Source organism: Paenibacillus sp. LPE1-1-1.1 (genome assembly GCF_040676435.1).
In the GTDB taxonomy this organism is placed as follows: Bacteria; Bacillota; Bacilli; order Paenibacillales; family Paenibacillaceae; genus Pristimantibacillus.
In genome coordinates, this window is sequence record NZ_JBEGHY010000012.1 from 49,088 (window position 1) to 75,830 (window position 26,743).

At 43.3% G+C, this 26,743-nt stretch carries 29 protein-coding genes and 1 pseudogene; 22 read left to right on the forward strand and 8 right to left on the reverse strand.

From position 1 onward, the window contains the following. Positions 1–59: 59 nt before the first annotated feature. From MRBLPE1_RS10890 to MRBLPE1_RS10900, 3 genes are all read left to right on the forward strand, one after another. Positions 60–1,184 carry an NAD(P)/FAD-dependent oxidoreductase gene (locus tag MRBLPE1_RS10890; RefSeq protein WP_364147216.1) on the forward strand — a complete coding sequence of 375 codons (1,125 nt, stop codon included), beginning with the start codon at positions 60–62 and terminating at the stop codon, positions 1,182–1,184. 229 nt (positions 1,185–1,413) lie between these two features. Continuing rightward, on the forward strand, positions 1,414–1,893 hold the full coding sequence (locus tag MRBLPE1_RS10895; protein ID WP_364145186.1) for an RNA polymerase sigma factor: 480 nt from the start codon (positions 1,414–1,416) through the stop codon (positions 1,891–1,893). 2 nt (positions 1,894–1,895) lie between these two features. Beyond that, positions 1,896–2,474, forward strand: coding sequence for a hypothetical protein (locus tag MRBLPE1_RS10900; RefSeq protein ID WP_364145189.1), 579 nt, complete (start codon positions 1,896–1,898; stop codon positions 2,472–2,474). A 161-nt stretch (positions 2,475–2,635) separates the two neighbouring features. Here the strand turns inward: MRBLPE1_RS10900 and MRBLPE1_RS10905 are convergent, their stop codons facing one another. Next, entirely contained in the window at positions 2,636–2,812 is a 177-nt protein-coding gene (locus tag MRBLPE1_RS10905; RefSeq protein WP_364145192.1) for a CsbD family protein, read from the reverse strand. Between the two features lie 204 nt (positions 2,813–3,016). On the opposite strand from MRBLPE1_RS10905, the gene MRBLPE1_RS10910 reads away from it, so the two are divergent. The 12 genes from MRBLPE1_RS10910 (at position 3,017) to MRBLPE1_RS10965 (ending at position 13,994) form a co-directional block, all read left to right on the forward strand. Next, complete coding sequence (locus MRBLPE1_RS10910; protein WP_364145194.1) at positions 3,017–3,694, forward strand: FadR/GntR family transcriptional regulator; 678 nt, start codon at positions 3,017–3,019, stop codon at positions 3,692–3,694. Between the two features lie 108 nt (positions 3,695–3,802). After that, positions 3,803–5,116 carry an ABC transporter substrate-binding protein gene (locus tag MRBLPE1_RS10915; protein WP_364145197.1) on the forward strand — a complete coding sequence of 438 codons (1,314 nt, stop codon included), beginning with the start codon at positions 3,803–3,805 and terminating at the stop codon, positions 5,114–5,116. Positions 5,117–5,191: 75 nt separating this feature from the next. Continuing rightward, complete coding sequence (locus tag MRBLPE1_RS10920; protein WP_364145198.1) at positions 5,192–6,073, forward strand: carbohydrate ABC transporter permease; 882 nt, start codon at positions 5,192–5,194, stop codon at positions 6,071–6,073. After that, positions 6,073–6,900: a carbohydrate ABC transporter permease gene (locus MRBLPE1_RS10925; protein ID WP_364145199.1), complete on the forward strand. Its 828-nt coding sequence runs from the start codon at positions 6,073–6,075 to the stop codon at positions 6,898–6,900. Before MRBLPE1_RS10920 ends, MRBLPE1_RS10925 begins: the two co-directional genes overlap by 1 nt. Continuing rightward, positions 6,897–8,060 (forward strand): trans-sulfuration enzyme family protein, encoded by a 1,164-nt coding sequence (locus MRBLPE1_RS10930; RefSeq protein WP_364145201.1) that lies wholly within the window; start codon positions 6,897–6,899, stop codon positions 8,058–8,060. The genes MRBLPE1_RS10925 and MRBLPE1_RS10930 overlap by 4 nt, the downstream gene beginning before the upstream one ends. A 628-nt stretch (positions 8,061–8,688) precedes the next feature. Beyond that, the gene (locus MRBLPE1_RS10935; protein ID WP_364145203.1) at positions 8,689–9,072 is read left to right on the forward strand and encodes a nuclear transport factor 2 family protein; all 384 of its coding nucleotides are present in this window, start codon (positions 8,689–8,691) and stop codon (positions 9,070–9,072) included. 168 nt (positions 9,073–9,240) lie between these two features. After that, positions 9,241–10,152, forward strand: coding sequence for an SDR family oxidoreductase (locus tag MRBLPE1_RS10940; RefSeq protein ID WP_364145204.1), 912 nt, complete (start codon positions 9,241–9,243; stop codon positions 10,150–10,152). A 674-nt stretch (positions 10,153–10,826) separates the two neighbouring features. Further along, positions 10,827–11,114 (forward strand): hypothetical protein, encoded by a 288-nt coding sequence (locus tag MRBLPE1_RS10945; RefSeq protein ID WP_364145206.1) that lies wholly within the window; start codon positions 10,827–10,829, stop codon positions 11,112–11,114. 521 nt (positions 11,115–11,635) lie between these two features. Further along, positions 11,636–12,022, forward strand: a complete 387-nt coding sequence (locus tag MRBLPE1_RS10950) for a hypothetical protein (protein WP_364145207.1) — start codon at positions 11,636–11,638, stop codon at positions 12,020–12,022. A 214-nt stretch (positions 12,023–12,236) separates the two neighbouring features. After that, the gene (locus tag MRBLPE1_RS10955; protein WP_364145209.1) at positions 12,237–12,689 is read left to right on the forward strand and encodes a MarR family winged helix-turn-helix transcriptional regulator; all 453 of its coding nucleotides are present in this window, start codon (positions 12,237–12,239) and stop codon (positions 12,687–12,689) included. Positions 12,690–12,713: 24 nt separating this feature from the next. Next, positions 12,714–13,232, forward strand: a complete 519-nt coding sequence (locus MRBLPE1_RS10960; protein WP_364145211.1) for a GNAT family N-acetyltransferase — start codon at positions 12,714–12,716, stop codon at positions 13,230–13,232. A 141-nt stretch (positions 13,233–13,373) separates the two neighbouring features. Then, a complete protein-coding gene (locus MRBLPE1_RS10965; RefSeq protein ID WP_364145213.1) occupies positions 13,374–13,994 on the forward strand; it encodes an FMN-binding negative transcriptional regulator in 621 nt (206 codons plus the stop codon). Between the two features lie 76 nt (positions 13,995–14,070). On the opposite strand, the gene MRBLPE1_RS10970 is transcribed toward MRBLPE1_RS10965, so the two are convergent. Next, the gene (locus MRBLPE1_RS10970) at positions 14,071–14,334 is read right to left on the reverse strand and encodes a hypothetical protein (RefSeq protein ID WP_364145215.1); all 264 of its coding nucleotides are present in this window, start codon (positions 14,332–14,334) and stop codon (positions 14,071–14,073) included. Positions 14,335–14,462: 128 nt separating this feature from the next. Here MRBLPE1_RS10970 and MRBLPE1_RS10975 point away from each other — a divergent pair, with 128 nt between their 5' ends. The 7 genes from MRBLPE1_RS10975 (at position 14,463) to MRBLPE1_RS11005 (ending at position 19,963) form a co-directional block, all read left to right on the forward strand. Next, positions 14,463–15,092 carry a class I SAM-dependent methyltransferase gene (locus MRBLPE1_RS10975; RefSeq protein WP_364145217.1) on the forward strand — a complete coding sequence of 210 codons (630 nt, stop codon included), beginning with the start codon at positions 14,463–14,465 and terminating at the stop codon, positions 15,090–15,092. Positions 15,093–15,511: 419 nt separating this feature from the next. Continuing rightward, the gene (locus MRBLPE1_RS10980; RefSeq protein ID WP_364145219.1) at positions 15,512–15,841 is read left to right on the forward strand and encodes a PadR family transcriptional regulator; all 330 of its coding nucleotides are present in this window, start codon (positions 15,512–15,514) and stop codon (positions 15,839–15,841) included. Positions 15,842–15,854: 13 nt separating this feature from the next. Continuing rightward, positions 15,855–16,721 carry a pentapeptide repeat-containing protein gene (locus MRBLPE1_RS10985; protein WP_364145221.1) on the forward strand — a complete coding sequence of 289 codons (867 nt, stop codon included), beginning with the start codon at positions 15,855–15,857 and terminating at the stop codon, positions 16,719–16,721. 14 nt (positions 16,722–16,735) lie between these two features. Then, on the forward strand, positions 16,736–17,497 hold the full coding sequence (locus MRBLPE1_RS10990) for an ABC transporter ATP-binding protein (RefSeq protein ID WP_364145223.1): 762 nt from the start codon (positions 16,736–16,738) through the stop codon (positions 17,495–17,497). Next, entirely contained in the window at positions 17,498–18,265 is a 768-nt protein-coding gene (locus MRBLPE1_RS10995; RefSeq protein ID WP_364145225.1) for an ABC transporter permease, read from the forward strand. A gap of 396 nt (positions 18,266–18,661) precedes the next feature. Next, positions 18,662–19,402, forward strand: a complete 741-nt coding sequence (locus MRBLPE1_RS11000; RefSeq protein ID WP_364145226.1) for an S-layer homology domain-containing protein — start codon at positions 18,662–18,664, stop codon at positions 19,400–19,402. A 324-nt stretch (positions 19,403–19,726) separates the two neighbouring features. Continuing rightward, positions 19,727–19,963 carry a hypothetical protein gene (locus tag MRBLPE1_RS11005; RefSeq protein WP_364145228.1) on the forward strand — a complete coding sequence of 79 codons (237 nt, stop codon included), beginning with the start codon at positions 19,727–19,729 and terminating at the stop codon, positions 19,961–19,963. Between the two features lie 765 nt (positions 19,964–20,728). Here MRBLPE1_RS11005 and MRBLPE1_RS11010 read toward each other — a convergent pair. From MRBLPE1_RS11010 to MRBLPE1_RS11035, 6 genes and pseudogenes are all read right to left on the reverse strand, one after another. Beyond that, entirely contained in the window at positions 20,729–22,072 is a 1,344-nt protein-coding gene (locus MRBLPE1_RS11010; protein WP_364145230.1) for a NosD domain-containing protein, read from the reverse strand. Between the two features lie 238 nt (positions 22,073–22,310). Next, positions 22,311–22,403, reverse strand: a pseudogene (locus tag MRBLPE1_RS11015) (ROK family protein); the annotation flags it as partial. A gap of 10 nt (positions 22,404–22,413) precedes the next feature. After that, positions 22,414–23,394, reverse strand: coding sequence for a PfkB family carbohydrate kinase (locus MRBLPE1_RS11020; RefSeq protein WP_364145232.1), 981 nt, complete (start codon positions 23,392–23,394; stop codon positions 22,414–22,416). A gap of 84 nt (positions 23,395–23,478) precedes the next feature. Next, positions 23,479–24,321, reverse strand: a complete 843-nt coding sequence (locus MRBLPE1_RS11025; RefSeq protein WP_364145233.1) for a carbohydrate ABC transporter permease — start codon at positions 24,319–24,321, stop codon at positions 23,479–23,481. Positions 24,322–24,337: 16 nt separating this feature from the next. Further along, positions 24,338–25,216 (reverse strand): carbohydrate ABC transporter permease, encoded by an 879-nt coding sequence (locus MRBLPE1_RS11030; protein ID WP_028610086.1) that lies wholly within the window; start codon positions 25,214–25,216, stop codon positions 24,338–24,340. 74 nt (positions 25,217–25,290) lie between these two features. After that, complete coding sequence (locus tag MRBLPE1_RS11035; RefSeq protein ID WP_364145235.1) at positions 25,291–26,655, reverse strand: ABC transporter substrate-binding protein; 1,365 nt, start codon at positions 26,653–26,655, stop codon at positions 25,291–25,293. Positions 26,656–26,743: the final 88 nt, after the last annotated feature.

The window sequence follows — 26,743 nt, forward strand, 5'->3', positions numbered from 1 at the left end:
TTCTATTTGGTAGGGATCTCGTTATAATAAGAAGAGCGAAGACAGAAAGGAGTGAAATCATCATGAAGGTAATTGTCATTGGAGCGGGAATTGCTGGAGCATCAACCGCATACCAATTGGCTAAGCTGGGAGCCGATGTCCTCATCATCGATCGGAAAGATGAGGGACAGGCTACAGATGCGGCTGCCGGCATTATTTGTCCCTGGCTGTCACAGCGGCGCAATAAGGCTTGGTATCGGCTTGCGAAAGCGGGGGCGGGTTATTACCCTACGCTAATTGAAGAGCTTGAAAGCGAAGGGGAAACCGAAACCGGCTATGCCAGGGTCGGGGCCCTCAGCATTCATATAGATCCGGAGAAAATCGACAAAATGGAAGAGCGAGCTTACAAGCGTATAGAAGACGCGACAGAAATGGGTGAGATTACCCGGTTTGATGAACATAGTACCCGTGAGCTCTTCCCGCTGCTCATGGAAGGATATTCTTCCATTCACATTAGCGGGGCCGCCCGTGTCGATGGCCGGGCGCTGCGTGACGCTTTGCTTCGATCTGCGCAAAGGAACGGGGCTGAGCTTATATATGGGGATGCTAGTCTTGAATATCAATCTAACCGTGTAACGGGCGTAAAGGTTGGGACAAACCGTTACCCCGCTGACATCGTTATCGTTTGTGCAGGAGCATGGGCACGACCGCTTCTGCAACCTTTAGGCATTGATTTTCTGGTAAGTTATCAAAAAGCGCAAATCATGCACTTGCAGGTTCCTGGCAGCAAACAAAATACTGGCGCTTGGCCGGTCGTGATGCCGCCTTCCGATCAATATCTGCTCGCCTTTGAACAGCAGAAAATCGTGATAGGGGCGACCCATGAAAATAATATTGAAGGCTACGATACAAGGATCACGCCCGGAGGAATGCACGAAATTTTAAGCAAATGCCTTACATTCGCACCTGATCTCGCAGATAGCACGTTCCAGGAAGTAAGGGTGGGCTTTCGCCCTTTTACAGCCGATTTTCTTCCAGTCATAGGCGCCATCCCAGAGTGGGAAGGAATTCTTGCGGTAAACGGTCTTGGGGCCTCCGGATTGACGATGGGCCCTTATATCGGAGTCCAGTTGGCTAAGTTAGCATTAGGAATGGAATTGAATATCGATCTAACCGATTATGACATTCGTAAAGCCATTAGCTGACCTGTTGGTTTATCACGAATAAAGCTGTAAGGAACAAGCCCCTTGGCCCCATTCGCCCAAGGGGCTTAGTGTTTGCTTCTGGCTCACGTGCTGTTGCCTTTTTTGGCATACGGACATACTGAAAGGTAGCGCAGTGCTTCTTTTTAAAAGCAATGGAATCAAACTTATTTTTACAGCGTGAAAAATAACGGGCTCCTCGATTGTATTACTAGTGAAAGGGGGACATCAGGTGAACGATTCATATGAGCTCAATGAATCCGTCCGCAAAGCCGTGGTCAATTATTCCGACAGCCTGGTCAAGATAGCGTTCGCCTATCTCAAAAACGTTGCCGATGCGGAGGAAGTCGCGCAGGAAGTTTTCCTGGCCTATCTCCAGAAATCCCCCGTCTTCGACAGTGTTGATCATGAGAAAGCCTGGTTAATCCGAACAACGATTAATAAATGCAAGAACCTGCTCAAGACGGGCTGGTTTAAAAGTCGTAACCCCATACCGGAGAACCTGTCTTACCTTCCTAAGAATGAATACATGGTTATGCAGGCTGTTTTATCATTGAATAAAAAATATCGGGTTCCGATCCATCTTCATTATTACGAGGGTTACTCATTGGAAGAAATAGCGGAAATTCTTCATGCCAAACCTGCGACGGTAGGGACTTGGCTTGCTCGCGGGCGCAATCAGCTTAAAGAAGTTATAGGTGGTGATTTGTGAAGATGAAGAAATCGAGTTATAAATCGGCCATGTCCAAATTGAAAACGAGCGAAGATTTTCAAGAACGTGCGCTTGAACGCTTAAACCGGGAAATGCACAAACAAATCGATAACGATAAACGAAATGGAGAGATTCCTATGAGAACAGCTAATCCGGCAGTAAAGAAAAACAAGGTGGTCATCTGGGCAGCGAGCATTGCGGCTTGCGCGGTGTTGACTTTGAGTATCTATGCGGTTAATCAGAACGGAAGCGTTACTGCTCCTGATCCGGTCACGAAAAACCCAAGCGGCGGCGTCGTTGAAAATAACGGTCCGGGACCGGCCACATCGGCAAAGCACCGGGTCAATATTGACGGTGTCATCGATGAGGTAAGCGCCGACGGCCAAAGTTTTCGGATCGGCGAGTTATGGGTCACGGTAACGGGAGAAACGACATACGGCATAACGGGCCCGACGGCTCCTGATCCTTCCGAGCAGCTGGTAAGCAAGGAATTCAAAGTCGGCAACACGGTATCCGGCTTCACCTCGGGAGACGTCACGAGCGGGAAGGTCACGGCCGACGTTATTTACAACAATTTTTAAGAAAGCTGCAAATAGACTAACCGCATTCTCATAGGGATGCGGTTTTTTGTTAGCGATGGACAGATTAGAATTCGATCATTGTCTGTTTATTAATGCCTCCGAGCATTTAAACAACCAAACACCCGCAAGGCGTAATGCCTTGCGGGTGCTGCTCTTTTCCGTTACCGGCTTTTCAGTTCGCCGATCTTTTCTTGGATCTCGCCTTTTAATTTATCCTTTTTTCCTTCTGCTTGTAGACGGGAGTTGCCTGTAGCGTTCCCGATCTGGTCTTTGACTTCACCCTTGGCCTTGGATACGCCGCTTTTGATTTTGTCGCTAAGTCCGTTGTGGTCGTTCATGCTCAACATCTCCTTTTTACATGATAGTAGTGATTACCCATTCGGGAGCAAGACGAAACAGTGCTGCGTTTGGTAACCGGTGCTAACGCTTATCCTAGCCGCTTCCGTGCGGTCCTCAATTGACATTCCTAGAGCGTTAACATAAGATTTACTTTAAGGTTAACCTATCGGATAGGTAGTAAGGTGAGGAGAGAGAAGCAGGCTATGGCGAAAATTCAAAAAATACTGGTGCATGAATTGGTATCCCAGGAAATTCAAAATTATATTCAAGAGAAGGATCTACAAGAAGGAGACAAGCTTCCGTCCGTTGAGGAAATGACGCAAATGTTCGGCGTCGGCCGTTCCTCGCTGCGGGAAGCTTTGCGATACTTGGAGGCACTTGATATCGTTCGCGTGGAAAACGGCAAAGGCATTTTTGTCCGGGATGTCGACACGTTCCGCTTTACGGGGAAAGTTAAAATCGAGCGGGAGCGCCATTACTTGCTGAACACGCTTGATATCCGCAGAGCGCTGGAAGGCAAGGCGGTGGAGCTCGCATCTAAGAATATTACGTTGGCCCAGGTCAAGGAATTGGAGCTGTGCCTTGAGCGGTACCAGGCGTTGAAGGAGAGCAATAAGGATACGTCCCAGATTGATCTTGCTTTCCACCGTTACATTATCAAAGCTGCCCACAACCCGATTCTCGAGACCGTGATGGATTCCATCTCCGGATTATACGAGAAGTTTTTCAATGAACCGCTAGGCGAAAAACAGCTTTTCGACGAGACGTACCCTTATCATCGCACGATGTTCGATGCGGTTGCCGCCCATGATACGGAAAGGGCGCTTGAGGAGTTTAACAAAATGATGGACTGCATCGAGGAAAAGATCAAAAGCTTTTAAAGAGGAGCGCTTTATTATGTGTTGACAAGGTAAAGCGCTTTCAATATAATCAACCTATCAGACAGGGAGACTGTATGATACATGTGATTTAAAGGGGGATTTTAATCGATGAGAACGCGAAAAAAAGTGTTGGCTTCGCTGTTATGTGCCGTATTGACGATCGGTCTGTTGGCGGGATGCAGCAGTAAGAACGAAGATGCAGGCGGCAACGCTGGCGGCGAGAAGATCACGCTTCGCATGATTGAAAGTTTAACAAGTCCCAAGAGAACCGAATTGATTCAAGCAATGGTCACCAAGTTCGAGGAGGCCAATCCGAACATTAAAGTAGAATTTATCTCGCCGCCATTTGATCAGGCGGACAACAAAATCAGGACGATGCTCGCATCCAACGAACAGATTGACGTTCTGGAGGCACGGGATTTGAACGTTGCGGAGTACGTGAACAACGAGTATCTCGAGCCGCTTAACGCGTACACAGACAAATGGAGCGGTTTCGCTACGGTGAGCGCCGTATCCAAGTCGGTCGGCTCGATAGGCGACAAATTGTATTTTGTGCCTAACGGCCTCTATGAAAGACAAATGTTCTACCGTACGGACTGGCTGAAAGAAGCGGGTTTAAATCCTCCGACAACCTGGGAGGAGCTGTATGAGGTTTCGAAGAAATTAACGGATCCGGCCAAAAACCGTTTCGGTTTCTCGTTCCGCGGCGGCGCAGGCTCCACGGGTACTACGGACGCAATCATTCTCGCATACAACGGAGACAAAGTGAACCTGGACGATTCCATGTTTACGAAAGACGGCGCAACGGTCTATTCCACGCCTGAAGCGAAAGCAGGCATGGAGCTTTACCTGAAGCTCTACAAGGACGCTTCGCCTCCGGATTCGATCAACTGGGGCTTCCAAGAGCAAGTACAGGCTTTTACGTCAGGCGTAACCGGCATTCTGCTTCAGGATCCGGACGTTATCCAATCCTTGCAGGAGAAGATGACCGAAGGCACTTGGGCAACGGCTCCACTCGTAACCGGCCCGACTGGCAAAGCGCTGTTCGCGGCTGGCGGAGCCGGTTGGGGAATCGCATCCCAATCCAAGCATAAGGAAGAGGCTTGGAAGCTGATTGAATTCCTCTCAAGCCCTGACGCAAACACGGCATTCTCGAAGGATTACGGATTGATTCCGATCCATACCAATGCTACGGAAGACGAGTTTTTCAAAACCGGCCCGTACAAAACGCTTATTGATATGTCCAACAATCCGGACGTGTTCGTGAACTTTAAGCCGGCATTCCAATATCCGGGCAACGCACAATGGGGCCAAGTCGCGATGGAGTCTGGACAATCGCTGCTGCTCGGCAGTTCAAGCCTTGACGATACGCTTAAGAAGTGGGACGAATACTGGGTTGATCAGAAAGCGAAATTAAAATAATAAGGGCGTGTAGTTATGATGGGCGGCGAAATCGTTGCCGCCCATCATCCTTTACCCACGAAAGGCGGTGCGGAAATGAAAAAACAAAGGGCGTTTATTCTATCGGGGTTAATTCCCGCCTTACTGCTCGTACTGGCGTTCACCTATTACCCTTTCCTCAAAGGGATCGTTATGGCTTTCCAGGATTATAAACTGTTCGATTTGAGAAATGTCCGCTTCATCGGGCTGGACAACTTTAAAAATGCTTTTAACGACCCTAAATTTTTAATGGCTATGCAGAATAGCGCCTACTGGGTGTTCTTCTCGCTCATTTTTCAATTTTTATTCGGGTTTACGCTTGCGCTTCTGCTCAAAAAGCCGTTCAAGGGGCGGGGAATTTACCAAGGCTTCGTGTTTTATTCTTGGGCGTTATCCGGCTTCCTGATCGGGATGATATGGAAGTGGATGTTCAACTCTCAGATCGGTGTTATTAACGATATTTTGCTCCAACTAGGCATCATCCATGAGCGAATCGGCTTTCTGTCGGACCCGAACTGGGCGATGACATCCGTCATTATCGCGAACGTATGGTATGGCGTAGCGTTCTTTGCCATCATGCTTTTGGCGGCTTTGCAATCCGTGCCTTCCGAGCTTTATGAAGCGGCGGTTATGGATGGCGCAAGCAGCTTCCGCAAGCTGTGGAATGTCACGCTGCCTTATATTATGCCGACGATCATCGCGACCACGCTGCTGAGGGCGATTTGGATTTTCAACGATCCGACGATTATTTACGGATTGACGAACGGGGGACCTGCAGGCAGTACGCATACTCTCTCTTCTCTGATGCTGGATAAGATTATTTACGCAGGAGATTACGGAGCGGCCTCTGCCATCGGCATCATTATGATCGTTATTTTGCTGCTTTACACGATCTTCTTCCTATCAGTCACCAAGGCGGAGAAAGCGGGGGATTTCTAATGAAGCTGCGAATATTGGGCATGTCCAAAGTCATTTATCTGGCCATCTATTTGCTGGTCATGGTTTTCCCGCTGTATTGGATCGTCATCACATCGCTCAAGCCGCAGAAGGATATTTTCTCATTTCCGCTGAAATATTGGCCTGAACGATTTACGCTGGACAATTACATTCATATTTTCAAAATATCAAAGTTCCACATTTACATCGGCAACAGCTTGCTGGTAGCCATTACTTCGGCGATAATCGTGCTCGTTATCGCTATATTAAGCGCCTATGTTCTTGCCCGCTTTAAGTTTCAGGGACATCGGCAAATCATGCTCGCATTCTTTGCAACGCAAATGCTGCCCGGCTTTGTTGCCCTTGCTCCGCTGTATTTGATGATGAGCAATATGGGTTTAATCAATAACCGGATTTCGCTCGTTCTTATGTACACCGTTGGCCTCATCCCTTTCTCGACCATCATGCTGCGAGGATTCTTCGAGCGGATACCGTCGAGTCTGGAAGAAGCAGCGATGATCGACGGATGCTCGAGGTGGACGGCATTGGTGAGAATCATTATTCCGGTCATGCTGCCGGGGATCGCTTCGACATTTATATTCGCTTTCGTTCAAAACTGGAATGAGCTGTTTTTGGCGGTCATGTTCATCGATAACGACGCGCTGAAGACACTGCCGGTCGCGATGAACTCATTTATCCTGAAGTTTGACGTGGATTGGGGCGCAATGTCGGCTGGAGCGGTATTATCGATCATTCCGACCATTTTATTATTTGCTTTCGCACAACGATTCATTGTGGAAGGTTTGACGCAAGGAGCGGAAAAAGGATGAGCAAACTAGAGAAGAAGTTCACCAAAGCAGCATACGATCCGCTGGATGCCAGACATCATGGCGCTATACATGTGCCGATTTATCAGAACAGCCTGTTTGCCTTTCCGAGCTACGAACAATTCGATGAAGCGATGAAAGCGCAGCTAAACCATCACATCTACTCGCGCGGGAACAACCCGACGGTTCAATATTTGGAGATGAAGCTGGCGGATTTGGAAGAAGCCGAGTCCGCCAAATGTTTTGCTTCGGGAATGGCTGCCATTTCCTCGGCAATTATGTCAGTCGTCTCGCAAGGCGACCATGTCGTCTGCGTTAATCAGGCATACGGCCCGACTAAGGAGTTTCTCGGCTCTTATATGAGCCGATTCGGCGTGGAAACCACGTTTATCGACGGCAGCTCGAATGAAGAGTGGCGCAGTGCCGTGCGTCCAAACACGAAGCTGTTCTATTTGGAGAGTCCTACGACGATGTATTTTGAGCTGCAGGACCTAAAGCAATGCGCGGAGCTGGCCCATAGCATAGGCGCCGTTACAATCATCGACAATACTTGGGCGACACCATGCTTTCAAAACCCGACAACGATGGGAATTGATCTGGTGGTGCATTCCATCACTAAATATATCGGCGGGCACAGCGATTGTATCGGCGGCGTCGTGCTGGGCTCGAGGGAGCTTGTAGATCGGATTGCGAATAATGAGTATATGCTGCTTGGCGGCATTATGACTCCGCAATCGGCCGCGCTAGTAGCGAAGGGCCTTCGGACGCTGCCGCTGCGCATGCAGCGGCATGAAGAGAGCGGACTTTATGTGGCTGAGCATATCGCAAAGCTGAGCTTTGTCACCCGCGTCAACCATCCGGGCTTGGCCTCCCATCCGCAGCATGAGCTGGGGCAGCGCCAGATGTCGGGGACCGGCAGCTTGTTCTCCTTTCTGTCGAATGAACCAGCGGAACGAATGAAGAAATGGGCAAACCGGCTGAAGTATTTCAAAATCGGTGTAAGCTGGGGCGGATTCGAAAGCCTGGTAACGGTTAATCGCCATATGAGCGAAGTGAAAGCCGGAAATGAGCCGGTCGCGATCGTTAGATTGTATGTCGGCATAGAAGATCCGCGGGAGCTCGTTGCGGATATCGAACAGGCTTGGGAGCAAGTGAAAGGATAGTAACGGTATGAGCTCAATCTAGCATGAAGCAGCGGCTTCTTCCCGGACTTGCACGGGGAGAAGCCGCTTATTTGTTTTGCGGAAGCGTCAAGGAGAAAATATAAAGCCTTTGCCGTGCTCGCGGTTCGTCATGGCGGATAGCTAGCCGCCGTGGATGTCGGCAATTTCTTTAATGATCGACAAGCCGAGTCCCTGCCGGGAATGCTTAGCATCATAAAAAAGAGGACCCTGCGAATGATATCGCAGAATCCTCTTAAAGTGGGAAGCGGTTTATTTCAAAAGAGCAGCTACGTCTTACTTAAAAAGTATCGAAGCAGAAATCTCGAACTTTTTATCCTTCTTCGTGTTTTCATGGTGAATCAACAACCTTTCGGAAACTAAAATGACTTAAATTCCGTTTTCGCTGTGTTTCAATACCACTTCCCACTTAAGGTATGTTTACCCTCTTCCTCATGTTTTGAAACAATAAAGTAATAGGAATCTCTGAAAATAAAGTTTTACGATGCTTGATTAAGCTAACGGGCTGTTTAGTTGAATATAGCATTTGGTGAATTACTTCTAAATAAAGGAAAAAAATGAGTTCTAAAGAATATAAGTATTAAGCATCTTTCTTGAGGGGAGTATGACTATGATTAGTAAAGAGACCAAAGAAATCATTGATAACTATGTTGAGGCTTACAATTCGTTTGATGTCGAGGGGATTGTTAAACTCTTGCATAAGGATATTCTGTTCAGGAATTTTTCCAACGGTGAATATAACATGGAAACCAGAGGAGTAAAAGATTTTAGAGAACTTGCAGAAAAGTCATCAAAGATTTTCTCTAGTCGTCGTCTGGAAATTATCGACTATAGTGCTGAGGATGATAAAGTAGAAGCGCAAATTGACTATGAGGGAATAGTGGCTGTTGATTTGCCAAACGGATTAAAGAAAGGAGATAGCATGCAATTAAAAGGGAAGTCAGTATTTAGGATTGAAGAAGGGAAAATAGCGTTGATCGAAGATTACAGTTGAGTAACGCGGCGTGTTTGCTATGCGGAATGATTTATCGCGATAACATTTGACGAGTTAAAACATTCATTGCACTAACGGGTAACGCTACCTTCGTAATTATTAACATGACACAAGGTGACATATTTAAGGTCTATAATGGTGATAGATCAAAGAAAGGAGCTGAAGATCATGAAACCCCTGAATGGAAAAGTAGCTTTGGTGGCAGGTGCAACACGCGGGGCTGGTAGAGGAATTGCTATAGAATTAGGAGCTGCCGGCGCTACTGTTTATGTGACAGGACGTACGACACGAACACAACAATCGGAGTACAAACGTCCTGAAACAATAGAAGAAACCGCCGAACTTGTAAGTGATGCGGGTGGCCTGGGAATAGCGGTTCAAGTGGATCATCTGGATCCGGATCAGGTTCAGGCTCTAATTTCCCGTATTGAGAATGAACAGGGGAGACTGGACATTCTGGTCAACGATGTATGGGGGGCTGAATATTTGGCACAGTGGAACGTGCCCGTGTGGGAGCACTCCCTTGAACGGGGGTTTCGCATGCTTCGGCTTGCTATTGACACGCATATTATTACAAGCCACTTTGCACTTCCCCTGTTAATCCGAAACAAGAATGGCCTGGTCATTGAGATTACGGATGGCACGGCAGAATACAACGATAAAAACTACCGTTTGTCACTGTTCTACGATCTTGCCAAGACTTCTGTCATTCGTATAGCTCAGTCTTTAGCCCAAGAACTTTCACCATATAAATGCACAGCAGTAGCAGTGACTCCGGGTTGGATGCGTTCTGAAATCATGCTTGATCACTATGGTGTTAAGGAAGGAAACTGGCGAGACGCCATTGTAAGGGAACCTCATTTCGCCATCTCAGAATCGCCCCGATTTGTTGGGCGTGCCGTTGCCGCGTTGTCTGGAGATTCGGATGTTGCCCGCTGGAACGGTCACTCGGTTTCAAGTGGCAAACTCGCACAAGTGTATGGTTTTTATGATCTTGACGGCTCACAGCCAGACTGCTGGCGGTATCTCGTAGAAGTGCAAGATGCAGGCAAACCAGCAGATGCTCAAGGATACCGCTAATATTCAATAAAAATGATCAAATTCAAGCATTCTATAGAGAATTTAGGAGTTCGTACAGATTCTTTATGATGCATTGAAATGATTCAACAATGGGATAAATATAGTTGAATAACCAAGGGACATTTTGCTAAGGCATATGTCTTTTTTTCTTTATTAAGCTAACAGGTAAAGAGAATTCAATAAATCAAATGGATGAGCAGGCGCTGCGGTTGCCTGCTCATTTTATTTAATTAACGGGCAGTTAAATTCCAATTATGGTAAAATTAGGTATTATCTAGAAAGAGGTAACTGATCCTCATTATTAGTAAAGTCATACATAATTTTCATTATAAAGGTGGTGGAATATGTCTAGTTCTTCTACAATGTTACCGATGTTTTGGCCCATAATTCTTTTAATTGTTTACGGACTTTTCATTTTGCTTGGATTATAGACACTTTATTTAATTATAAAGCTATTGATTAGAGCGATAGCAGCACTTGATATATATTTAGATGAGAAGAGAAATAGAAGGCTTTAGATCGATCAAATCATAGTGTTAACGGGAAATATAGCTTAACAATTACGAGAACGGCAGCCTCGTTGAACTAACGGGTTTGCTTCATCTGGCTCAATTGGCGATTTGTTCTTAGGTTCGGACGTTCGGGAAAATCACGAAGTCGAAGTCATTATATCAATGGATGTATTTGCTGTTCAGGGACAAGAAGAATTTAACACAGTTAAAGTCAGTACAATACATGACTCCGGATCAAGCACCGCAACCTTTACTATGCCTTGGGATAAACAGTTGACCACACGAGGATTAATCTATAATAATGAACCGCACACATTTATTGCCGATGATTCTGTTTATGTATGGGGAATGCAAGCAACTAGCACAAACGTAATGAATACAGCGGATCTCTCGCTGGAATCGTTAAGCAAACTCGAATGGGCACTCATCTTTACTTTGCATTTTGAATAATAACTTCTGAGAACCATTGGAGAGAGCAGACCGTTCTGGGGGACTAAATGTTAAGCAGCGGGCAGGATAGTTCCATAATATATAGTATTATCTGTTTAATAAGTTAAAGACCGAGTTACTTCAATACAGTACGGATGGAGGGCGTGAGTAATATTAAACAGAAAAATTTTGTTGGATTGTTCGCGTCAATATTTCTCAATTTCTATGGTATATGGAAACTAAATAAATTTTTCGAACCAAAAGTTGGTCCAGTAGGTAACGGCCTTAGTGATACTATTGTGCAAATAGTATGGATATTGTTTGGTATATCAATGATTTTAGGAGTTGGTGGAGTGATTTATTTTTCTTATTCCATTTTTAAAAGAAATGACTAATTAATAATCCAATAGTTAGTTGTTCCGTTAACGGGCAACAATAGCAGAATAAACGAACATCGCGAAGTTGCTGCGGGTTCAGCCGTCACGTACCAGCAAACATCTTCTTTTTGAAGAAGTAATAACTCTCTAATTCGGAGGAAAAAAATGAAATATATAATGATGGTGATTAGTATTGTTTTACTGACATTTCTTACTGCCTGCAATTCACCTTCAAAAGTTGTTGATGACTATGATACAAGCCAGTTAAGTGCCGATTTCGGTGGTAACGATGCGTATGAAATAGGAGCTAATGCCAAAGGAATGCCTATTTTTAAAGATCATAAGAAGGCATTGCAACAAGCTCAAATCGATTATAAACAAGGTTTTGATGCAACTGCGGTCGAGTATGATTTAATGCCTATTGGTAATGAGAATTATAGAGACTATAAGAAATTTGCTAGGCAACTTGAGACTAAAGATGAAATGGTTAAACAACAAGGTGTAATGGTATCTAAGTTCCTTGATATTTATGAAAATAGTTTTAATCAATAAAGTTTTTAATTCAACGACGCATCGTTATGTTAAACGGGACACGATAGTTAACAATCATGGAGCAGATTGCTGCGGCAGCTGCTCCTTTCTTCGTTAAGCTAACGGGCAGATTAGTAAGTAAAAGGAAATAGGTTTTTTTGTTGTAAATGCAACAAAAATAATGTACTATTTTTTTACGGCGTTTGAAAAAAACAATATTAGTGGAGTTGCAATTATGATGGAAATTCTACGTGAGGTTGGAATGATTGCTAGGGCATTGGATTCTATAAGTAATATAGAATTTAAAAAGTATGACCTTACAAAAGGACAGTACTTGTACCTCGTGCGAATATGTGAAAATCCAGGAATTATTCAAGAAAAGTTAGCTGAAATGATAAAGGTAGACCGAACAACAGCTGCTCGTGCTATAAAGAAACTGGAAATTAATGACTTTATTGAAAAGAACGATGATCACTATAACCAGAAAATTAAAAAACTATTTCCTACAGAGAAAGGGAAGGCTGTTTACCCTTTTATAAAAAGGGAAAACGATTATTCCAATATGGTCGCACTATCTGGATTCTCCGAAAGTGAAGTAGCAACGATTTTAAACCTGCTGCAAAGAGTCAGAAAAAATGTAGAAAAAGACTGGGAGTTTGTGAAGAAGGGAAACAAGAGAAATTATTGATTTAGTAAAAGGATGACAAATAAAATGACTATAAATATAAAAAAGTGCAATTTTGAAGATCTAGGATTGCTTCAAGAAATTAGTGTTGAAACATTTAATGAGACATTTAAGAATCAAAATTCACCTGAAAATATGAAAGCCTACTTGCAAAAAGCATTTAACTTAAAACAATTAGAAAAAGAATTATCAAATATTTCTTCGGAATTCTATTTTATTTATTCCAATGAGGAAATTGCCGGGTATTTAAAGCTAAACACCAATGAAGTTCAAACTGAAATAATGGGCAATGATTCGCTTGAAATCGAGAGGATATATATAAGAAAAAAACTTCATAAACGGGGGCTTGGTAAATATCTAATAAATAAAGCTATAGAAATAGCTATAGAAAGGAATAAAGAGAAGATCTGGTTAGGGGTTTGGGAAAAAAATGAGAGCGCAATTACCTTTTATAAAAAAATGGGCTTTGTTCAAACAGGAGCCCACTCTTTCTATATGGGTGATGAAGAACAAATAGATTTTATAATGACCAAAAAACTCATATAACAATTTCTCTAAAATGATATTCAGTTAACAGCGAACGTTAGATCAGCCATCCAGGAAGCAGTTTGCTGCCGTGGCAGTTGTTCCTTCTGTCATTAAGCTAAGGTCAGTTTTGTTATAAGAGCAAATGAGGAGGAGAAAACCATGTATATCCCTTCACACTTTCACATTGATGAAATAAAAGTCGCTTACGACATTATCAAAGAACATAGCTTTGCAACACTGTTTTCACAACAAGATGGAGTACCCTTTGCTACTCATTTACCATTGATTTTGGATAAGGAGAACAAATACTTATATGGTCATTTTGCACGTCCGAATCCTCAGTGGAAGGATATTAGCAATCAAAATGTATTAGCCATTTTTCATGGTCCGCATTGCTATATCTCTCCTTCATGGTATGAAACAAACAAAGCAGTTCCAACATGGAATTATGTAACTGTTCATGTATACGGTGAAGTCACACTTATTGATGATGAAAAAGAGTTAATGGATTCCTTGCATGAAATGGTATTGAAGTATGAAGCCCCTGATAGTTCATATAAAATACAAGAGGTAGACGCAGACTATATCGCTGGACTGAATAAAGGGATTCAAGGATTCAAAATAAAAATCAACAAGATAGAGGGTAAAGCAAAGTTAAGTCAAAACCATTCAGTACAAAGGCAAGAACTTGTCATTAATCAACTGGAACGGATACAGAATGGAGACGAACAAAAGATTGCCTCTCTTATGAGAGCAAACCTGAAAAATAACTTTAGATAAATAATGGACTTTTATTTATAAGAAAAAAAAGAAAGCTCATAAAGCAGCTCTCATTTAAGTATATTCTTTTTAATTATTAAAGTCTTTTGGTTGAATGTGGCGGTAAATGTACTGCTGTATCAATAACTACAACAACACTTCCTTTTTTGTATCTTTGAATAACTACAGGAATTAGCCTACCACTTGGAGTAGTGTTTGTCAGTCTAATGGTTGAATGATTTGAAAGAGCGGTATAGATTGCTCTTCCGTTAGCAAATGATCGTTTCCAAAGGCTGTTAAAATAGAGTACTTCATCTCTCATATCATGGACAGTATAATTTCTTGTCATTCTTGTAGCCATAGTTAGACACATCCCTATATTGAAAGTTTTACTCTAACTTATATATATGCATTATATAAGATCATGGCTTGTTCATCTGTCCTAGTGAAATTAGAAATGTATTGATTAAAACATAAAGGAGATAAGATATGAAGGAATTCTGGGAATCAAGTTTTATAGAAAAGCAAACGATGTGGGGATTTGAACCTACAGACTCCGCAATCGTGTCAAAGGACTTTTTCCTTGAAAGGAATGTTAAGGACATACTGATACCAGGTATTGGATATGGAAGAAATGCAAAGGTTTTTATTGACAATGGAATAAAAGTAACAGGTATTGAGATTTCAAAAACAGCGATTGATTTAGCGAGGCAAAACGGGCTTGATATTAGTATTTTTCATGGTTCCGTAACTGACATGCCTTTTGATAACAAACTCTATGACGGCATATTTTGCTATGCACTTATCCACTTATTGAATAATCGTGAGAGAGATAAGTTTATTAAAGATTGCTATAATCAGTTAAAACCAAATGGATATATGATTTTTACAACTGTTTCAAAACAAGCTCCAATGTTTGGAAAGGGAAAACAATTGGATAAAGACTATTTCGAGATAATGGAAGGCGTGAAAATGTTTTTTTATGATTCTGACTCCATAAAACAAGAATTTGAAAAATATGGACTGGTAGAGATTTCAGAAATTGATGAGCCGAGTAAGAACATGGGAAATAAACCTCCAATAAATTTTCTAATTGTAAAATGTAAGAAAGAACTATAAAGATAATCATACTAAAAACCGAAAGCAGTAAATTGTTAGCGGGTAGGATGCGTATATACGCAATCTATTCGCCAAGACATGCAATATCGGATAATATCTTGCCAGTGTGGTGGAACTCAAAGTCTTGGATATGACGAAATTTTTAACATTATTGAGTCAGCAGATGCTCCCAATGGAAGTCACCTAGACAGCCGATCACAATGATCGGCTGTCTTTTCCACACTATGGGCAGGATAGCTCAACGTATGACGAAACAAATTAACATGAAGCTCCGCGCATAGCGCGGCTTTTTTTATTTTTGTGATGCCTCATTGTGGATGGCCAAAGAGCTTTCACTTATAGGCAAAGTAATCAATTGGAAATACTACATTGACAGTCATAGTAATGTGGCGTATTATACAAACATGGAGGTTGATTACATGAGCGAGAACAAAATTACATCCGACCTGCTGCGCGGACATACCGATACGATGATCTTACGGCTTTTATCCGAAGCTGACCGGTACGGTTACGAGATCGTCAAACTGATTGCCGAACGCTCGGGCGGCGAGTATGAATTAAAGGAAGCCACGATGTACTCCAGCGTCCGACGGCTTGAGGCGGATGGCGATATAGAGTGGTTTTGGGGCGATGAATCTCAGGGTGGGCGCCGTAAATATTTTAGAATTACCGAAAAGGGTAAGACTGCTTACGCCCGCAATATAAGCAACTGGGAGTACGCGAAGCGCGTTCTTGAAAACTTATTATAAGGAGAGATGAATGATGAATCAGAAATTGACGAATTATTTGAACGGCGTATTTACGCCATACGATGGAGTAAAAAGCGTCACCGAATTAAAGGCCGACCTGCACACCGATTTACAGGAGCGGTTCCGTGAACTCAAAGCTGAGGGCAAGGACGATGAAACAGCGTTTAAGATGACTATTGAGAGTATCGGCGACATCGAGCAAACGATCCTGGAGGTCTCCAACCTCTCCCGCTCGCTGGAACGTCAGGTGGTGACAAACTTTAGCGCAAGCAACCTGGCGAAAAGCGACTTTGCAGGCGTTACGGCCCATAAGGGACAGTTTAAAGGTAGCGCGTTGCACGGTTCCGACTTTTCGGGCGCAGATTTGACCGGCAGTTCGTTTAAGAGCAGCGACGTACGCGAAGCCAATTTTGACGGCGCGAATCTGACGGACTGCAGCCTATCCGCACTTGACCTGACAAATGCAAGCTTCAATAAGACGATCCTTGTACGAACCAATTTCAGCAAGTCGGGGCTTGTCGGAGCCAAATTCACAGGAGTAAGACTGACCGACGTGACGTTAACGCTGACCGATCTTAGCAAAACGATTTTTGAAGGTTGTTTATTTGATGGGGTTGACTTCAAGTACTCCGCCTTGGGCGGGCAGCGTTTTGACGGGCAATCCTTTATCGGCGTTAAGTTTGACAAGGCGGCATTAAACGAAGTTTCGTTTAGGGGAGCAACGCTTAAAAATGTGTCTTTTAATTCAGGTTTTACGTTAACGAAGAAATATTATCGCGTCATTAAAACGATCTGCTTTGACGGAGCAATGATGGATAAGTTGACTTATGCCTCCCTTAAGGGCATGGAGGCCGATCTGTCTAAGGTTACCGTAATTTAAGGGGGGATAATAATATGCCAAACAAATCAATTAAAGTAACTGGGCTCAAAAAGTCCTATAAGGATCTTCAGGTCCTAAAGGGTGTAGATTTTGAGGTGGAAGAGGGCAGTATTTTCGCGTTGCTCGGGTCCAACGGGGCAGGCAAGACTACGGTTGTCAAAATTCTCACCACGCTGCTCAAACAAGATGGCGGATCCGTTACCGTAAACGGATTCGATGTTGCTTCAAAACCCGAGGATGTGCGGCAAGCGATCAGTCTGACCGGTCAATTTGCCGCCGTTGACGAATTATTGACCGGACGGGAAAATCTTATCTTGATTGCCAAGCTGCGATACCTTAAAAACCCACGGCAGGTTGCAGACGACTTGCTTAAAAGCTTCGGCCTGACAGAAGCCGCTGACTGCAGAGTATCCACTTATTCGGGTGGTATGCGCCGCAGGCTCGACATCGCCTTGAGCCTTGTGGGCAAACCAAAGATCATATTCCTCGACGAGCCGACCACAGGACTCGACCCTGAGGCACGTATCGAGGTATGGAACATTGTCAAAGAGCTTGCGAATGGCGGTACGACGGTTCTTTTAACCACGCAGTATCTGGAAGAAGCAGAGCAGCTTGCCGACAAAATTGCCATTCTGCATGAGGGTAAGATTATTGCCAGCGGCACGCTTTCGGAGCTGAAAAAGCTGTTCCCGCTCGCAAAGGTGGAGTATATTGAAAAACAGCCGACATTAGAGGATATTTTCCTTGCAATCGTCGGCAAAAGGGAGGGAAAGTAAATGGAGGGAGTAAAGAAACACTTTTTCAGCGATATGAGCATTCTGCTAGGACGTTCTATGCGTCATATTTCTCGCAGCATGGATACCATCATTACGGTCACCATCACGCCGATTGCGTTGATGCTGCTGTTCGTCTATGTGTTCGGCGGTGCCATTCAAACCGGAACGGATAACTATGTGAATTACCTGCTGCCAGGTATACTTCTAATTGCCATTGCTAGCGGAATATCCTACACGGCTTTTCGACTGTTTAACGATGTGCAGAAGGGCATATTCGAGCGGTTTCAAACCATGCCCATTTCACGTTCCGCATTTCTTTGGGGACATGTACTCACCTCACTAGTATCCAACGCTATATCCCTTATCATAATCATTCTCATCGCTTTGATTATGGGCTTTCATTCGTCTGCGGGGATACTGTCGTGGCTTGCGGTTGTCGGCATACTCGCGCTGTTTACGCTGGCATTAACTTGGTTAGCGGCCATAGCAGGTCTGTCTGCAAAAACGGTCGATGGCGCAAGTGCCTTTTCCTACCCGCTTATCTTCCTGCCATTTATCAGCTCGGCATTTGTTCCGACCGAGTCGATGCCCTCGGTCGTTCGTGCCTTCGCTGAAAATCAACCGGTGACCTCGATCGTAGAGGCTATACGTGCGCTGCTGTCAGGTCAGCCGGTGGGCAATGATATATGGGTCGCTCTTGCGTGGTGCGTCGGGATTTTGTTCGTAGCTTATTTCTTTGCAATGAGGGTATATAAAAAGAGAGTGTGAAGAAGGACATCATTGTCCGAATGAAGTCCGCGGAAACCGCGGGCTTTATTTCGTTCTTTGTTTATAGTGAAGTGAAGCTTGCTAACAAGCCCCTTGGCCTCCAAGGGGCTTGTTGTTTGCTTCAGGGCGTGGACAATTGCCGTTTTGGTAGACGAACATATACGGATAGAAGTGTAGTGTTCCTTTTATAAGCTATTGTCCAAAGCTTTTTTTTGCAATGTGAAAAATAATGGGTTCCTCAATTGTATTACTAGTGAAAGGGTAGCATCAGGTGAATCATGAGAAAGCCCGGTTAATCCGAACAACGATCAAAAAATGCAAGAGTCTACTCAAGACAGGCTGAATTAAAAGTCAAAACCCAAAAGCACAAACCAATAACTCTACGAGGTGAAAGAAATGAAAACAAAATTCAAAATGATTACTCTTTCCACGGTAACCGCATTAACGTTATCCTTTGCAGGACAAAGCTATGCAGCTATCACCCCTTTTTCGGATTTAACTAATATCGTGGCAAAGGATAAAATTATTGCTTTACAAGAACAAGGCTTAGTCCATGGTATTTCGGCCAACTTATTTGCCCCTAATGATACCATCACAGCGGCACAAGGCATTCAACTTATTGTTAAGGCCGTGAATCTGAATCTAGATCTAGTAAGATTCCTTGTAGAACCTAAAGCGACGGATTATTTCAAAAACGCAGACAACGATGCGTGGTATGCGAATGCCTTGATTACAGCAAGTGTTAATGGAGTCGTACTGCCGACAGATTTAGATCCAAACAAGAAATGGACGCGTGAAGAGTTCACTCACCAGCTTATTAGCACGATTGAAGCGCACAGCAATCTTCCGCAGATCAAACTTGTTCCCGCCCAGATCAACGATAACACGGATCTAACCATTGATTATGAAGGATCCATCCAACGAGCACTTGCTTATCATGTTGTGCAACTAGATGAACAAGGGAACTTCCATCCGAAGGCCGAAATCTCTCGTGCAGAAGCGGCGGTACAAATCTACAATGCACTAGAATACATTAAGGCACATCCTGCACCAACGCCACAGCCTGATCCGGCGTCAGATACTAACGCTAAAAGATCACCATGGTCTACAAGTCCACAAATACCAGGAACAAAATAATTACATTGCATTAACTAAACAGTTGCATATTTCCAGATTAATAGGCGATCGTCTTCCGGATTAAAAGGGAGCGGTTGCCTATTTTTTTATACTTCAATATGTCACATAGGTAGGTGTTAAATTAGATAATTTCAAGAAGGTTAAAAATTTATTGCGCTATCGGGACACTATAACTTAATAATAGGACGAGGTTGCCGGCAAAAGGGCAGACATGTTGAGCTAACGGGTAGTTTAATGCAATTATTAATTGGAACTTTAAAGATTTGTATCGTATTATCATTAAAAGATTCGCGTATTGTAAGCAATAAAAATGAGGATAAAAGCATGAACTTGACTCTACTTCAACAATCGGTATTATTGACATTAACCACAGAATGGCAGACACCGGAGCAGATTGCAGGTCAGCTTCCAAAAGCAGCGGAGAATCCATCCGACGTAAATCAGTTACTAAAGGACCTTATGCGTGAAGGGTTAATACAAGCTAATCCAGTTGTTTTCGGTCTATATCGATTAACCTCACTCGGAACAACCATCAAGACGACGGAATTGGATGAGAACTAATAAAGTGGATCTTTGAATCTCGATCTTTGCTGATTTAATAAGATTATATACTCAATTATTTGTTCAATGAGAAAGATAGTTGAAATACTGACGAGAGGGGGGCCGCGATTTCGCTGCATAGTGAAGAGCCCTCACTTTTTGTAAAATACGGAGAGTGATGAAAATGAAAAAAGTACAAAGTGATGGGTTTCAGGTTTTGGGAATCATTTGAGTCTTCTCGGTCTTGCTACAATCATACAGCCACTTTTAAGGGTACTTTTTGGCAAACCGCTTGAGTATAAGTTCCTTGGATTGCTTACAGAAGGATGGCCATCCTTTTCTGCGTGGGTAGTAATATTGGCGATCGGACTTGTATTCGTGTCCATTACAAAACCACTTGTAAATGAAAAAAAGAACAAAACCAACAAATAAAATTAGCTCGAGGAGACACGAAAGCAGCCGATCTTAACGATCGGTTGCTTTTCGTTGAAGTAACGGGCATGAAAGTGCAACGAATTTTATTCGATTGCGTCTTAATATGGGAGAAAAATGCTTTCTCCAAACTTAAAATAATACATTTTCTGGCAGTCTTCCTAAAGAAACATTCCTTTTTTCTGTCTACTTTATTGGCATTTATCCAAATATGGGGAACACTATAAAAAGAGGCACTTCCATCGCTAGGAAGCACCCCAAAAATTAAATGATAAACGAAATAATTCAAGTGTCCGACTTGCAATTGAAACTTTGGAACAAAAACTACCACAAAAACATAGTTGAATATATTATTTATGCTCCTGGCGTTGGAGTGGCTCTGAATGCATTTACAGTCTTGTCCATAACAACCTGTGCATCACTTCCCGAATCAAGAATCGTATTTTGAAGCGATTCTTTTTCTACCAATACTGTTGTTACGGTAAGCGGCTCTGATGCTTCGGTAGTCAACAAAGCGTCTACTTGCGCAGAGAAACAAGAATCACTTATCTTGGCATGAACCTCCGTGGCAACAACATGATTATTAGAAATATAATTTCCATTACCCGAAACAATACGCATGATTACAGGTGTTGCACCTACCGGCTTGATGTTCTGAGTATTAATTCCTTCAGAAAAGTGATTAGCAATTACAGAATTATTATTGCCACTGATATAGAGGAGACCATACAAATCATCTAAACCATTGTCTATTCCCAGAAAAGGAGTCCAAGGTTCATGGTCACGTAAAAAGTGATTTGAAGAAACCAAGTTTTCCGAACAATTTTCCCTGAATACCACCATTCCTGGATAAAATGAATGAAGTCTATTATTTGTGATACTGGAACGTGTCACACCATCAAAATAGATACTGCTCGCACCTCGTGGAAAAACATTATTTGCCGTAATCAAAAGTCCACCAAAATTTTGAGCGTAAATTGAATATCCTTTAAAACCGGCTCCTATCAAGTTATCGGTTATTTTTGAAGCCTGTCCCCAACCTCGTAGTTCTATACAGTTACCACATTCAGCTATGAAATTATCATGTATAGTCAGTGCATCTGCATGATAAATAGTAATTCCATGCTCTAAATACACAAACCCCATGCCTGTAATCCGAAATGAGTCACAAGCACTTGCAACATAAATCCCCGTTTTCCCGTTAGTGTATGTGTTTTCCGGATTTGTTTCTCCTGAACCATCTTCAACAAAATGCAAACCATCAATACAAAAGTCAGAAAACTCTACCGAACTTATTCGGGGATTTCCACTTCGTTCAACATAAAATGCAGCTCCTTTATATTCCTCATCATTTACTTCTAGGGGAATATCTACGAGTATGCGACTTCCTCCCGGCCACAATTCATGCAAATCCGCCCATTCATTCTCAGAAGTATTAAAACGAATACTCGATGATGTAAACCCGTGTCCAGAACCCATAATTTTAAGATAACTGATGTCAATAACTACTTGACTGCCAAGATGATAATCTCCCGGTGGAATATAGATAACCGCACCCGGCTTTCCGCCTTTATTCACATCAGTGTCCGTTTGCCTACTTTTAATATCTGCTATAATGCTATTGATTACCTCACCAATATCTTCATACGGATTACCGACAGGCCACTCTGTTACGTCGTAATAATTTTTACTAGCCATAAATAAGTTCTCCTATCAATTTAGTGTGTTTTTATTGGTCGATTCCGTAGACTCGGAAAGTTATAAATTCTTATATGGTCAAAAAGATCGCTAATATCCTTGCCAAGAAAAGGCAGGATGAGGCGATTTTCTTACTTTCACAGAAACAATAGGCCCTTCGGTTTATTCGTTAGATGTTTTCAACGCCTTCAAACCAAGCGAGAAGCAGTTACTTCTGTTGCATAGTCCTCCGGATGCACAAGCCGTGAACCAGCTTTCCTTCCGTATAAACGCCTACACCGATTCCTGTACCGATCGTATAGTAGACGCAGCTATCCATGCCTTTGGCAGCTAAAGCATTTCTATTGATTACTCGTCTCTAAATAGCCTGTCATCATAAACAATTTAACCTGCTCCAGATTCGGTATCGCCGGGATCGCTCCTTTTCTCATCGTAGTTAAAGCTCCTGCAGCGTTTGCAAACTGTACGAATTTTTCAATATCTAAAATAGTAAGTTGCTCTAATTTCATATAATTTTCCAATAAGTGAAATAAAATTGATCCGAAAAAAGCGTCGCCTGCCCCCGTTGCATCAATCGCTTTAACTCGATAGGCAGGGATACTGCCCACATCCCCGCGCAATCTGTAAAAACAGCCTTTGTTACCAAGGGTGACAAAAATGACAGAAATGCCGTATTTATCCGATATCCATTTCGTTCCTTCATCCAAATCCATACTGTCTGTCAAAAAATGAAGCTCTTCTTCCGATACTTTTAGCACATCAGCGTAATGCAAGCCCTCTGAAATGATGACTTTGGCTTCGTCCAGTGAATCCCATAACGGTTCTCTTAAATTCGGATCGTAAGATATTAACAACCCTTGTTGTTTTGCAAATTTAACTGCTTTCATTGTCGCCGTCCTAAAAGGTTCGCCCGTCAACGAAACCGAACCGAAATGAAACACCCGACCTTTTCTGATTAGATCATAATTCACTTCATTCTCCTCTAGCATAAGATCTGCCCCAGGTTTTCCGTAAAAGCTGAACGAACGGTCTCCATCTTCTTTTAAATGAACAAATGCCAGTGTCGTATTTACGTTTTCAGCAAACACCAGACCACTCGATTCTATCCGATTATTCCGGAGTGTTTCCTCCAAGAAGTACCCGAATTGGTCATGCCCCACTTTGCCTATAAACGCCGTCTTTTTACCAAACTTAGATAAAACGGCTAAAACATTAGCAGGTGCGCCGCCCGGATTCCTTTCGAACAAAATATTGCCCTTCTCGGACAAACCGTCAGGGGTAAAGTCAATTAATAATTCACCTAGTGCCACAACATCATACATAGAGTTCGCCTCCTTATTTCCATGCGGCATAACGTTTCCAGACGGCTTCATTAACGGAAGAGATAGGAAGCCCCGGCATTTCACTCATTCCTTTACTGCTCCCATCGTCATGCCACTTACAATATACTTTTGAATCATTATGGAGAAAATAATAACCGGTAAACTGAAACAGACAGCCGCGGCCGTCATAGGCCCTAAATCAAGATTATACGCGCCCAAAAATTCGGAAAGACCGACAGGCATCGTTTTAGCAGATGTACTGGTCATCATCAATGCCATCAAAAAATCGTTCCACGAAAGCATATAACAAAAGATGGAGGTTGTTGCCAAGCCCGGCAGGGAAATGGGAAGAATGATCTTTATAAACGCACCTAGCCTGCTGCAGCCATCCACACGTGCAGATTCATCCAGCTCTTTTGGCAATCCATCAAAAAATCCGATCATCATCCAAATCACGAATGGAATATTTATGCTTGTATACACAAGGATCAACGCGAATTTCGTATCGTATAGGCCCAACTGGTTTATAATTCCGTACATCGGAACCGCCACGCTGATTAAAGGCACCATCCGCACGCCGAGGGTCAGCAATAAAAACATATTACCCAAACGGGAGGAAAACCGGGACAGGCCGTATGCGGCGAGCGATCCGAGAAATACACTTATAACGGTACTGGAAATTGCGGTAAAAAAGCTGTTGCCAAAATATTTTGCAATCGGAAGTAAATCAAACATCGTACGGTAATTTTCCAAAGTGAATACGGTAGGAATTAAGGTCGGGGTAGATGAAATAACTTCAGCTGATTCTTTCAGGGAAGTCATGATTAAATAAACGTAAGGAAATAAGAAGGCAAGCACAAACAATCCCGTTAAAAGCAGAATTACCATGGAGCTTACCGTTAATCTTTGTTTGGTGAACGTAGTCATTTGATAACCCCCTGTGTCATACTGCTTTCTTGTTCGGATTCCACAACCGCATCATGAAAAACCCGCAAATTGACATTAACGCGACCATAAATAATATGGCAAGCGCACTGGAATATCCAACCTGATTATAACGAGCCATCGTGTTATAGATCATCGTGCTCAGAAGGGAAGAGGAGAAGTTAGGGCCGCCTTGGGTCAACACCCAAATGATATCAAACGAGCGTGCCGCATCAATCATTCTTATCAGGACGGCGACGACGATGACCGGACGAAGACAAGGCAGTGTAATACGCCAGAAACATTGGCTCTTATTCGCTCCGTCAATGTGCGCTGCTTCGTACAGACTTTCGGGTATGCCTTGTATGCCTGCCAGCAGGATCAGCATCATAAACGGCGTAGTCAGCCAGATATCTGCTATCATGCAGGACAGAAGTGCAAATCTTTCGTCTGATAACCACAAGATGCTCTGCGGGCTGTCAATGATACCCATCTTGAAAAGAAAGGAATTAAGAATTCCGAATTGATCGTTGAGCATGAACTTCCAAATTAAACCGCAGACAAGCGGTGCGATCATAAGCGGACTTAAAAATAACGTACGCGCAAAATGACTGCCTTTGAAACCCGTGCTTAACAGCAGCGCCAGAATTAATCCGAGCACGAGCTCAATCGACACCGCTCCAATTACAAAAACGATAGTATTGTAAAGGGAGTGATAGAAACGGGCCGAAGTTAAAGCAGTGACGTAATTTTCTGCGCCGACAAATTGTGTACCGGTTTTGGAATCGAACAGACTGTCTCTTGCCAGAAGAAACATGGGATAAACGAAAAATAGAACCATGAAAACGGCAGCCGGTGAAAAGAACAATAGAGCTGTTCTCCGATCACTCTTGGTCATAGAGTCACATCCTTTTCATTTCGATAGATGAAACGAAGGATAGGCGCGCCTATCCTCCGCTCAAAACATAAATTTTATTGTCCTTGAATTTCGTTAATGATCTCAGCTGCTTCATCCAGTGCTTCTTGAGGTGTCTTCTTGCCCGACAAAGCTGCTTGCACAGCAGGAATCAGCGCTTCACTTTCAATCTCGTTCCAGTGCTCAAGTACAGGGCGGTTCTTAGTTTGCTTCGCTGCCAAAGTCTCGCCAAGCGAAATCAGATGAGCGTACTCAGGTTTCTGTCCGCTAGTTTCGAGGATAGACTTACGAGCGGCTACACCAATTGCAGCCAAGTATTGGTCATTGCGATCGTAAAGGAATTTAATGTATTCTTTAGCGATGTCTTTTTGCTTGGAGGAGGCTGGGATAACTTGATACCATGGACCAGGTACAACACCAACTCCGGCATCTCCGCCGATCATCGGCGCAGTCGCTACTTTTCCTGCTACTTTCGATTTGGCAGGATCGTTAGACGGGACGAAGAAGTGTCCCCATTCCAGCATCATTGCCATCTTGCCATTCCAGAACAACTCGGCAATTTCGTCAGAAGCCATATTCAAAGCGCCTTCTGGTGCCGATTTATCTTCTCTCAAAACCTTAGTGATGAAATCCAAAGCATCTACGTACGGTTTTGTGTTTACATTTGATTTACCGTCTTCACCGACTACGAGTTGGTCTGCTCCGGCTTGCAAAGCATGATCCAGCCAGCTCGCAACGGAATCACCGTTATTTTTACCTAACACACCTGTACCATACATATCCATCTCGCCATTGTTGTCCGTATCTCGTGTGAAGAATTTAGCTGTGTCACGATACTCCTGCCAGTTGGTAGGCACCTTCAGTTCATAACCGTATTCCTTTTGGAAAGCTTCTTTTTCTTTCGCATCTTCAAAAAGGTCTTTGCGGTATAACATGGTTTTGGAGTTAGTCCACACCGGCATGCCGAGAATTTTGTCGTCTACTTTTCCGCCATCGATCAAGTTAGGATACAAATCGTTCTTCACTTCATCTGTAAACAGGTCGTCCATTGGCTCTAAGCCACTCGCTAATGCAGGAAACCACAGAATGTCGATTATCGCGGCATCGTAAGAACCCGTTTTGGCTTTCAATTCCGCGTTGAGCTTATCAAAAACGCCGATATAAGGAACAGCCTCTATTTTTACTTCGTACCCCGTTTCAGTCTTGAATTCTTCTGCTGTAGCTGTGGCCACTTTAAAAGCGGGGCTTCCACCTTCCACGAGCACAGTAAGGGACTTGTCCTTTTGCTTATCCGCAGAGCCTTCTTTGTTTCCTGCCGTATTGCTTACTTTTTCATTTCCGCCAGTACATCCCGACAATACTGCTATTATCAGCATCATGATAACTAAAGCAACCAAACCCATTTTTTTCTGATAAGCCATACCTAACATCCCCTTTATATTTTGTATTATCGATCCCACAACAGTTGTCGATATTCAGCACACAACCCGATCATTGGCAATCCACCCA

Bases quoted from the DNA above. Each gene is read 5' to 3' on its own strand.
- MRBLPE1_RS10900 (WP_364145189.1), top strand. From the start codon at position 1,896: ATGAAGAAATCGAGTTATAAATCGGCCATGTCCAAATTGAAAACGAGC.
- MRBLPE1_RS10905 (WP_364145192.1), bottom strand. From the start codon at position 2,812: ATGAACGACCACAACGGACTTAGCGACAAAATCAAAAGCGGCGTATCC.
- MRBLPE1_RS10910 (WP_364145194.1), top strand. From the start codon at position 3,017: ATGGCGAAAATTCAAAAAATACTGGTGCATGAATTGGTATCCCAGGAA.
- MRBLPE1_RS10915 (WP_364145197.1), top strand. From the start codon at position 3,803: ATGAGAACGCGAAAAAAAGTGTTGGCTTCGCTGTTATGTGCCGTATTG.
- MRBLPE1_RS10920 (WP_364145198.1), top strand. From the start codon at position 5,192: ATGAAAAAACAAAGGGCGTTTATTCTATCGGGGTTAATTCCCGCCTTA.
- MRBLPE1_RS10925 (WP_364145199.1), top strand. From the start codon at position 6,073: ATGAAGCTGCGAATATTGGGCATGTCCAAAGTCATTTATCTGGCCATC.
- MRBLPE1_RS10930 (WP_364145201.1), top strand. From the start codon at position 6,897: ATGAGCAAACTAGAGAAGAAGTTCACCAAAGCAGCATACGATCCGCTG.
- MRBLPE1_RS10935 (WP_364145203.1), top strand. From the start codon at position 8,689: ATGATTAGTAAAGAGACCAAAGAAATCATTGATAACTATGTTGAGGCT.
- MRBLPE1_RS10940 (WP_364145204.1), top strand. From the start codon at position 9,241: ATGAAACCCCTGAATGGAAAAGTAGCTTTGGTGGCAGGTGCAACACGC.
- MRBLPE1_RS10945 (WP_364145206.1), top strand. From the start codon at position 10,827: ATGGATGTATTTGCTGTTCAGGGACAAGAAGAATTTAACACAGTTAAA.
- MRBLPE1_RS10950 (WP_364145207.1), top strand. From the start codon at position 11,636: ATGAAATATATAATGATGGTGATTAGTATTGTTTTACTGACATTTCTT.
- MRBLPE1_RS10955 (WP_364145209.1), top strand. From the start codon at position 12,237: ATGATGGAAATTCTACGTGAGGTTGGAATGATTGCTAGGGCATTGGAT.
- MRBLPE1_RS10960 (WP_364145211.1), top strand. From the start codon at position 12,714: ATGACTATAAATATAAAAAAGTGCAATTTTGAAGATCTAGGATTGCTT.
- MRBLPE1_RS10965 (WP_364145213.1), top strand. From the start codon at position 13,374: ATGTATATCCCTTCACACTTTCACATTGATGAAATAAAAGTCGCTTAC.
- MRBLPE1_RS10970 (WP_364145215.1), bottom strand. From the start codon at position 14,334: ATGGCTACAAGAATGACAAGAAATTATACTGTCCATGATATGAGAGAT.
- MRBLPE1_RS10975 (WP_364145217.1), top strand. From the start codon at position 14,463: ATGAAGGAATTCTGGGAATCAAGTTTTATAGAAAAGCAAACGATGTGG.
- MRBLPE1_RS10980 (WP_364145219.1), top strand. From the start codon at position 15,512: ATGAGCGAGAACAAAATTACATCCGACCTGCTGCGCGGACATACCGAT.
- MRBLPE1_RS10985 (WP_364145221.1), top strand. From the start codon at position 15,855: ATGAATCAGAAATTGACGAATTATTTGAACGGCGTATTTACGCCATAC.
- MRBLPE1_RS10990 (WP_364145223.1), top strand. From the start codon at position 16,736: ATGCCAAACAAATCAATTAAAGTAACTGGGCTCAAAAAGTCCTATAAG.
- MRBLPE1_RS10995 (WP_364145225.1), top strand. From the start codon at position 17,498: ATGGAGGGAGTAAAGAAACACTTTTTCAGCGATATGAGCATTCTGCTA.
- MRBLPE1_RS11000 (WP_364145226.1), top strand. From the start codon at position 18,662: ATGAAAACAAAATTCAAAATGATTACTCTTTCCACGGTAACCGCATTA.
- MRBLPE1_RS11005 (WP_364145228.1), top strand. From the start codon at position 19,727: ATGAACTTGACTCTACTTCAACAATCGGTATTATTGACATTAACCACA.
- MRBLPE1_RS11010 (WP_364145230.1), bottom strand. From the start codon at position 22,072: ATGGCTAGTAAAAATTATTACGACGTAACAGAGTGGCCTGTCGGTAAT.
- MRBLPE1_RS11020 (WP_364145232.1), bottom strand. From the start codon at position 23,394: ATGTATGATGTTGTGGCACTAGGTGAATTATTAATTGACTTTACCCCT.
- MRBLPE1_RS11025 (WP_364145233.1), bottom strand. From the start codon at position 24,321: ATGACTACGTTCACCAAACAAAGATTAACGGTAAGCTCCATGGTAATT.
- MRBLPE1_RS11030 (WP_028610086.1), bottom strand. From the start codon at position 25,216: ATGACCAAGAGTGATCGGAGAACAGCTCTATTGTTCTTTTCACCGGCT.
- MRBLPE1_RS11035 (WP_364145235.1), bottom strand. From the start codon at position 26,655: ATGGCTTATCAGAAAAAAATGGGTTTGGTTGCTTTAGTTATCATGATG.